The organism is Micromonospora humidisoli (assembly GCF_016900955.1).
GTDB classification, from domain to species: Bacteria; Actinomycetota; Actinomycetes; order Mycobacteriales; family Micromonosporaceae; genus Micromonospora; species Micromonospora wenchangensis.
This window is the reverse complement of the sequence record NZ_JAFEUO010000011.1, coordinates 135,970-143,726: the sequence shown is the minus strand read 5'-3', so window position 1 is coordinate 143,726 and position 7,757 is coordinate 135,970. Positions and strand designations below refer to the sequence as shown.

Annotated in this window: 8 protein-coding genes; 5 read left to right on the top strand and 3 right to left on the bottom strand. The window is 66.8% G+C overall.

Annotated features, from left to right (window positions below; all coding sequences use genetic code 11):
• Positions 1 to 242 precede the first annotated feature (242 nt).
• Together JQN84_RS29620 and JQN84_RS29615 are read left to right on the top strand one after the other, a co-directional pair.
• On the top strand, positions 243 to 611 hold the full coding sequence (locus tag JQN84_RS29620; RefSeq protein WP_204961881.1) for a hypothetical protein: 369 nt from the start codon (positions 243 to 245) through the stop codon (positions 609 to 611).
• An 8-nt stretch (positions 612 to 619) separates the two neighbouring features.
• Entirely contained in the window at positions 620 to 2,890 is a 2,271-nt protein-coding gene (locus tag JQN84_RS29615; protein ID WP_204961880.1) for a M48 family metallopeptidase, read from the top strand.
• 587 nt (positions 2,891 to 3,477) lie between these two features.
• Here JQN84_RS29615 and JQN84_RS29610 read toward each other — a convergent pair.
• Together JQN84_RS29610 and JQN84_RS29605 are read right to left on the bottom strand one after the other, a co-directional pair.
• On the bottom strand, positions 3,478 to 4,482 hold the full coding sequence (locus tag JQN84_RS29610) for a hypothetical protein (RefSeq protein WP_204961879.1): 1,005 nt from the start codon (positions 4,480 to 4,482) through the stop codon (positions 3,478 to 3,480).
• 153 nt (positions 4,483 to 4,635) lie between these two features.
• The gene (locus JQN84_RS29605; protein ID WP_204961878.1) at positions 4,636 to 4,860 is read right to left on the bottom strand and encodes a hypothetical protein; all 225 of its coding nucleotides are present in this window, start codon (positions 4,858 to 4,860) and stop codon (positions 4,636 to 4,638) included.
• Between the two features lie 283 nt (positions 4,861 to 5,143).
• Here JQN84_RS29605 and JQN84_RS29600 point away from each other — a divergent pair, with 283 nt between their 5' ends.
• The 3 genes from JQN84_RS29600 (at position 5,144) to JQN84_RS29590 (ending at position 6,961) form a co-directional block, all read left to right on the top strand.
• Entirely contained in the window at positions 5,144 to 5,791 is a 648-nt protein-coding gene (locus tag JQN84_RS29600) for a DUF4304 domain-containing protein (protein WP_239486426.1), read from the top strand.
• Positions 5,792 to 5,933: 142 nt separating this feature from the next.
• Entirely contained in the window at positions 5,934 to 6,401 is a 468-nt protein-coding gene (locus JQN84_RS29595; RefSeq protein ID WP_239486425.1) for a helix-turn-helix domain-containing protein, read from the top strand.
• A complete protein-coding gene (locus JQN84_RS29590; RefSeq protein ID WP_307821486.1) occupies positions 6,380 to 6,961 on the top strand; it encodes a transposase in 582 nt (193 codons plus the stop codon). Before JQN84_RS29595 ends, JQN84_RS29590 begins: the two co-directional genes overlap by 22 nt.
• Positions 6,962 to 6,988: 27 nt before the next feature.
• On the opposite strand, the gene JQN84_RS29585 is transcribed toward JQN84_RS29590, so the two are convergent.
• Positions 6,989 to 7,666: a helix-turn-helix transcriptional regulator gene (locus tag JQN84_RS29585; protein WP_307821485.1), complete on the bottom strand. Its 678-nt coding sequence runs from the start codon at positions 7,664 to 7,666 to the stop codon at positions 6,989 to 6,991.
• Positions 7,667 to 7,757: the final 91 nt, after the last annotated feature.

The window sequence follows — 7,757 nt, the reverse complement described above, 5'->3', positions numbered from 1 at the left end:
CTGCGGAACTGGGCGGGCTGCAGCCCGGTGAACGGGAAGATCCACTCCGAGCGCGCCGCCGTGATCACCTGCACCACAACATGATCCACCATGGACCCGCCACCGAGTTACGAGACATCCCTTTGACGCAACCCGCCATGGTCACTGCCGAGTCTGTCACGCGAGCAGTGATAGTCCACTTGGCCCCGCGTGAGGTACCCGCTCTGGAGACTTATCTTCAGGCGTACCGCGCTGATCCTGGGATGATTCGCCATCTTGACGGTCGGACGTCCGATGACGCGACCGGCTTCGGCGGGCTGGCCGAGGCGATCACGCCCTATGTGCTTCCGATCGCGGAGACCGCTGTCGCCTTCATCGCGGCCTCCGCGGGCGAGGCCCTGTTGGTCGAGTCAGGCACCTGGGTCAAACGCTGGGTGAGCAGACGATTCCGACGCGAGTCCCCGACGGTACCGGCTGTGGAGGCGGCACGGGTGGCCGCGCTGAGCCCGGAACAGCTGCAACTAATTCGCGACGCCGCGTACCGGCAGGCGCGCGCGATGCGCCTCGCGGAAGGCACGGCGAACACGCTCGCTGACGCGGTGGTCGGCAGTCTCGTAACGGGAAGCGAGTGACACCACCCTTGGATCCGACGACGCTCCCGTCCGACGTTCGTGCGCGCCTCTATCTCAGCATCGTCATGATTTGCAGTGGCTCGTTGTTCTTCACCTCACTATTGAGCGGAGGCTCGGACGCGAGCGAGGCATGCACCGCAGTAGCGGATCGTTCCGTTCCGGTGATCGCCACGGCAGCGGACTGGCAGGAGCACACCCGGTCCTGGCAGTCGTGCATGGTGCCGGTCGAGCGCGCCAACGGCGTCGCGATGCTCACCGGCCTCAGCTTTCTCCTGCTGGCATCAGGCATCTACCAGGCACAAGCTGGGTGGCGGGCGCAACGGCGCGGGCTGCGCCCGCTGCCGCTCGAACACCATTCGAACCTTGCACGCACGGTGCAGCGGTACAGCCGCGAAGCGGGCCTGAGCATGTCTCCGACGTTGTACCACGATGTGCGGCCCGGAGCTACGGCCGCTGCGTTCGGACGGTCGGCAGACCCGGTGCTGGCGCTGGGCCAGGGGATGTTGATCGACTACGCCGGTGACCGGCGCCGGTTCGACGCCGTACTTCACCATGAGCTTTTCCACATCCGCGACCGCGATGTCAGCGTGTACTACCGATCGCTGGCGGTCTTCCGTTCGCTGGCATTCACGGTGACCGTGTACGCCACAGTCCTTCTGGTGTTCATGGCAATCCAGCTGTCCCTGGTGCTCTCGGCCATCATGGCGGCACAGCTTGTGATCACGCTCCTGGTGGGACAGGGCATGCTCCGCGACTATCTGCGCCAGCGCGAATTCCGCGCCGACATGTACGCGGTCGGCCAGGCGGGAACCGAGGCCGTGGCCGAGATGCTGCGGGCAGGGCCGGGGAACCGTCATGTGCTGCAGCGCTTCCTCGGTAGCCATCCGCAACCAGCGGAGCGAGTGGCCGCGCTGCACCATCCGCACGACGCGTTGCGTCTCAACGCGCTCGCTGCCGCACTGACTGGTGTTGCCGCCAGCGTTTTGGGCGCGAACACCGCCTTCCTCGTCTCCAAAGCCGGTCTGTGGACGTCGAACTTCTACGCCTTCATAGTCGGTGGCGCGGCTGCCGGTGCGGTCTTCGGCGGCATCCTCGCCGTCGGCATCTGGCGTAATGTGCAGCTCGACCTCGCTGCGGGCCGTCGGCCACGCCGGGGTCTCCCATGCGGTTTCGCCGGTGCGGCTGGGCTCCTGGCGGGCGGGCTGTTACCGCTGCAACTGTCGTTCGACGACGGCGGCCCGCTGTTCTCCCTTGCCTGGCAGTCACTCGCTACAGCCGCCTGTGTGGTCGTCTTCGTGTTGTGGCTCAGCTTCATCGGACGGCTGCGGCTGCGGTCGGCTGCGCGTCTAGCGGACCGTAGCCGCTTCCGCGAGGGCATCGTGGCCGGCACGGCGACAGGAGCCTGCTTGTTCGCGGCATTGTTCGCGCACGCCGCCCTGCTGCGAGCACGCCGAAGCAGACTGTCCGGGCTGGACAACGGGGTGTTCCGCAGCGACGGATGGCGGCCGTTGAGCGACAATCAGCTCACTGTGGCGATGCTCACTGGTCGGCCGGCTGGCTGGCCTCTCTACGCCGCAGTAGGGCTCGCACTGCTTGGGCTCATCGCGATGTGGCTACGCGGCGGCCGTCGCGGGTACAGCAAGCAGGACCTGCAGGGCGTCCCCGCCGTCAGCCGGCAAGCCGCCGCTACCCCTTCGTCTGCCACCGCCGAACCGGTCACAGAGCGCCCCAGTTCTCCTAGCGCAGGACTGGATCCGCAGACCCGCGGACAGCGGTACACCCTAATGCTAGTCATGCTGACTGCCGTGGCCGCTGTCATCACTGTTGCCGCGGCCACACCGTTCGTTCCACTGCTGATCGTTGTGGCGACTACGTCCCTCGGCTTCGCCTGGGCGGACTTCCGGGCGAGGCAGATCCGGCGATCGGCGGTGGTCGCTTCCTACACCCTGGTATCTGCGGCATTGGTGCTCACTATGGTGCCGCTAGGAATGTTCAGCACCCTGGCCATTTCATTCATCCTGCTTTTCGGCACGGTTGCCGGCGCGAGGGCGGGCATCCCCGTTCCCGGCAATATGCACACCGTCGCACTCCTGGCTCCGGCGTTGTTGCTTCACCATCAGTTATGGATCCTGCTGGCATGGCTGGTGGTCGGCGCCGGCATCGGCCTGGGCATCTTCAAACTGGTCCGCGCGCGGCAGGATGCCTGGGAACGCCCAGTCAACCTCGGCTTGGCGATCGCGGGAGTACTAGCGATCGCGGTCGAGTTCGCCCTGCGCTGAGCCAATGCCTCGTCGTTGCGCGATGCTGTTCTGGAGGGCTATGAGTGCACTCTTCTCGGCTCCGGACGCCGCTGGGTCGATCAACATGACTGACTGTAGTTGAACTTGCAGGGCGAGCGCAGTCGGAGCCGCACTCGCAGATGTCGATAGTTGCCGCGTAGCCGGTGGCGTGGCCGGCTCTGCAGTCGGAGCCGTACGTCGACAACACCGGCCGTGCTCGTCGCACCTGGCGCGCCAGGCCGTGTCGAGGGTGTTCGACGAGCGTCGACCCGCTTCTATTTGTTCCTGGTATCGAGGGTTCGGCGGCTGGCCGGCCACCAGGGATGGCGTCAGTGGCGTCGGGAGGCATTCCGGATGCGGCGGCACCCGTAGAGGTGAGGCGGCGAAGGACGCGTCCAGACCGCGTCGAGACCTGGGATGGGTGCCGTTGGAGGAAGGGAAGCGGTGGTCATGGGCTTGGATCACGCGTCTGCCAGGGAAGAGATTGTCCGGCACCAAGGGCTACTTATCCGCCTGGAGGGGATCGACGGGGCCGACAAGACAACCGCTGTCGGTCAGGCCGTCGGGGGAGTTGCGCCGGTACGACGTCACCTGCTGGTTGAGGGTGAGGTCGTACCGGATTGGTCCGGTGCCTGGGTGGCGCCGATCGGCAGGAGGAAGGTCGCGGTGGTCAGTGCCGAGGCGCCGAACCGGAAGTACGCGAAGAGGACCGCGTGCAGCCAGGCGGCCGGCCCGTTGAGGCGTAGCGGCTCGGTGTCAGCGAAGAGGAGCACCACGCCGTGTGGGTCGAGGTGGTATTCCATGACGGCGGTGTGGTCGAACGACAGCCAGCGTCCGAAGGAGTAGCACCAGGTTCGGGTGGGGGTGAGCACGACCCGGGTGAGTTCGTGGTCGCGCCACTGTGGGCTGGCGAGGCGTGCGGCCCGGGATCGGGCGTTGCTGTTGCCGATGGCGTTGGCGAGCAGGGCGCCGGTGACGAAGGCCGCGGATCCGAATGCCATCGCGGAGGTCTGCTGGTAGGTGACCGTCGTGCCGTAGTGCCGCGAGTAGTGCAGCCGGGCGTCCAGGTGGACCGGTTCGTCGGTGAGGAACCCCGGGGCGGGCACGGCACCGGGGTGTCCGCCGTCGGCAAGGAATTCGAGGGTACGACGCGCGGCGTCACGGCCGTCCGTCCATGAGGTGTCGACGGCCGGGGGGCGCAGTAGCCGGCCGATGCCGTAGCCGGTGGCGTAGGTGGCCATCGCCCATGGGGCGGCGACACCGACGACGGTCACCGTGAACCAGCGACGGTGGCCGAAGCCGCGCCGGCGGCGTCCCTCCACGATCCCCACACACAACCCGGTGATCGCTGTCACCACGACGTAGGCAGCAGCGATCAGGGCCAGCATGCCCAGGAGCGCGCTGATCTCCGAGCACGCCTCCGGAATGTCGGTGTCCGAATCACCGATCCATGATCCGTGGGCCCGCAGGCACCGATACGTGGAACGGTACGACCGGTCGACGCCCCACACCAACGCCGGTGTGGCGACTGCGATGGCGACGGCGGTGAAGGTCCAGTGCCGGCTCTTCGGCGAGGGTGGCACGAAGGACATGACGGATCGCCGCTCCCTATGTCACCACATCAGTGCGCTCCGACGCGCGATGCTACCGCTCGGTTGAGACCCGGTGGGGTCATCAGGCAGATCGGCTCGACCGGTGTCAACCGAGGCTTGGCGTGCCCACCAATCTGCTACAGCAACAGCGCCTCAGGAGCAGACTGTGGTCTTCCACGCGCGGTACTTCGCCTCGATGCCTTCGAGCGCCTGTGCAGCCTCGGCAGCGTTCTTCCGATCGACGTCAGAGCCCATCGTGACCTGCAGGTTGATCAGAGAAATGCTGAAGTTGTAGCCCGCGATCGCGACAGCAAGTTCCTTCGACGGCTGGCTGTCATAGCCCGACACGTCGTCTAGGAAACTCTTGCCGTCGTCCATTGCCATCTTGATGGTGCCCTCCCTCACTGCCGCGAACTCCGCCGCTGTGGTGGGCTGGAATGGGCTCTGCCAGGCATTGTAGGCCCGCTGGACACTGACGCACTCAACCTCGACGGCGGCGGGCCGGGCGCTAGATGTGGCGGGCGCGGGGGTGCTGGTCGCGGCAGCGGGTGAGTTCCCCCCGCTTTGACGGAGCAAATCCACTCCATGGAAGCGAGGGTGGCTCATCCTGACCCAACGAGACTGAGCCTGTGCCTGCCTCTCCCCAGAGGGGAGCTTGCTGTTGGACGAGAGAGGTGATGCCCAGGTGTCTGCGCAATCGCTGTTCGGCACGCTCGTCAAGGAGGTCGCCGATCAACTCGCAGGGTACGGCTTCGAGCGCGACAAGATGATCCTTCGTCGGTCTTCACCCGAGGGTGATGTGTTGATCATCGAGTTCCAGACGTCCGACTGCTCGAGCAGGGCCGAGAAGGTGTTCTACGTCAACGTGGCGTTGGTGCTGGCACCCAAGTGGGAGCGGGATCGCCTGCGCTACAGACTCCCCGAGTCGGCGCGGCCTGAGCACGTGCACGGTCTTTGGCGGCGCCGGATCGGTTTCTCCGGCTTCTCCGGTGGCGATCAGTGGCGGGTCACGGATGAGGCGAGCGCGGTTGAGGTGTCGGCCCTGATCCGGAGGCGGCTGGACGAGATCCTGCCGGTGCTGCTGCCGGCGTTCGACCGGGACGTCCTGCTGGGGGATCCTCCCGATTTCCTCTCGTACGCTGGATGGATGGCACGTGGGTGGGTGCTGGCGGAGCGGGGGCCGTCGGAGGAACTGGAGAAGTTGCTCTTCTCGGAGCCCACGACCGGTGAGTTCAGTTCAGTGGCGAGGAAGGCCATCTGGGAGTGGGCGACAAATCGCGGCAGCCGGGATCGGGAGGGGTCCCGGTGACCGACCCGTGTGTCCCCCGCCACGATCATCGCTGCTACAGATCTTGAATGGCCGGGTCGTCCACTGTGCGTCGGCGCGTCGGCGTGATCTTCGTTGGTGGTCGTTGTAGGCCGGGGTGATGAGGTATCCCGATGGAGGTGGGTTGTCTGCGCGGGGGCGGGCGAAGCGTGAGGCGGTACGGCGGCAGGCTGCCGGGTGGTTCGCCGAGGATGTGTCGGTGCCGGAGATCGCGTGCAGGCTGCGGGTGTCGCAGACCGCGGTGTACGGCTGGCGCAAGCGATGGCAGGCCGGTGGTGAACAGACTTTGGCGTCGAAAGGGCCTGGCGGGTCTCGGTGCCGGCTGGATGAGGGCCGGTTGCGGCGGCTGGCCGATGCTCTGGAGCAGGGGCTGGCGGCGCACGGGTTCGGTAGTGATCAGCGGTGGACCCGGGGGCGGGTGTCGGACCTGGTCGCCCGGATGTTCCGCACCCGGCACACGCTGTGGGGGACGGCGAACATCATGTACCGGCTGGGTTGGTCGGTGCAGGTCCCCGCGCATCGGGCGGTCGAGCGTGACGAGGCCGCGGTCACCACGTGGCGGCGGGAGACGTGGCCGGCGGGAAAACGGTAGCGGCGCAGCGGCAGGCGTGGCTGGTCTTCGAAGATGAGGCCGGTCAGACGCTGCGCCCACCGAAGGCACGCACCTGGGGACGACGCGGACACACCCCCGTGGTCCCGGTGTCGGGGAAGGGCTCCGGCCGCGTCTCGCTCGCCGGGCTGACCTGCTACCGGCCCGGCCAGCGGTCCCGACTGATCTACCGCACGATCACCCATCGCGGCCGCAAGAACGAGCGCCGCAGCTTCAGCGAACGCGACTACATCGCCCTCCTCGATGCCGCCCACCAACAGCTCGACGGCCCGGTCGTGCTGGTCTGGCACAACTTGAACACCCACGTTTCCGCCGCCATGCGGCAGATGATCGACGCCCGGGACTGGCTGACCGTGATCCGGCTACCGGCCTACGCCCCGGACCTGAACCCCACCGAGGCCGTGTGGTCCCACCTCAAACGCAGCATCGGCAACCTCGCCGTCACCGGCGTCAACCACCTCCTCGCGATCATCAAGAACCGGCTCCAGAGCATCCAGTACGCACCGACCTACTCGACGGGTTCCTCGCTCACACCGGACTGACCCTTGAACCCGACACAACCTGACAATTCAGGATCTGTAGCGGTGCGGCAGGCCCACCTTGTTGATCGCATCCACGCGCGAGGTTGCCGCCAGCTTGCGGAATATCTTGCGCAAATGGGCTTTCACGGTGGGTTCGCTGATCGCGAGTTCCTTGGCGATCTCGCGGTTGGAGTAGGCGCGGCCGACACACTTGAGCACCTCCCACTCGCGCTCCGTGATGTTGTCCGGGCGCGTGACCCCCTCGGGCTCGCTGTGCTGATCGTTCCCTGCCGCAGCGGCCCGGTTGGCGAGCCGGACGTGTTCGTGCGCCACGCTGCCGATATAGAGCCGGATGCTGATCGCCTCGTGCAGGCGGTCGAACATGTCGGGTAGGCGGTCGGGGCTTTCCGACATCGCCACCTCGCGTAGGACGGGCACCGCCGCGCGCCACAGCAGGATGCCCGCGCGGATCGAGTCGGCGACGAGGATCTGCTGGCGGGCCCGGTCGATGCCGAGTTCGCGGGTGGCGGCCTGCGGGTCGGGTCGTTCCTGGGCGATCGGGCCGAGCATGTGCAGGCATTCGCCGAGTATCTCTTCGGCTTGACGGCGGGTCTGATCCCAACGGTCGGCCGTGGCGACGAGAGGGCTGTCAGCGTCGCGCAGAGCCCGCTCGTAGCGGGCGAGGATCTCGACGGTATGCGCTCGGAAGCTGTCGACCAGCGACACCCTGTGCCTCGTAATCCTCTGCCTCGTACGACCTTTGGACCAGGAATCTGCACACAGCTTCTCTGAGGATATCCCACGACGCAACATCTTT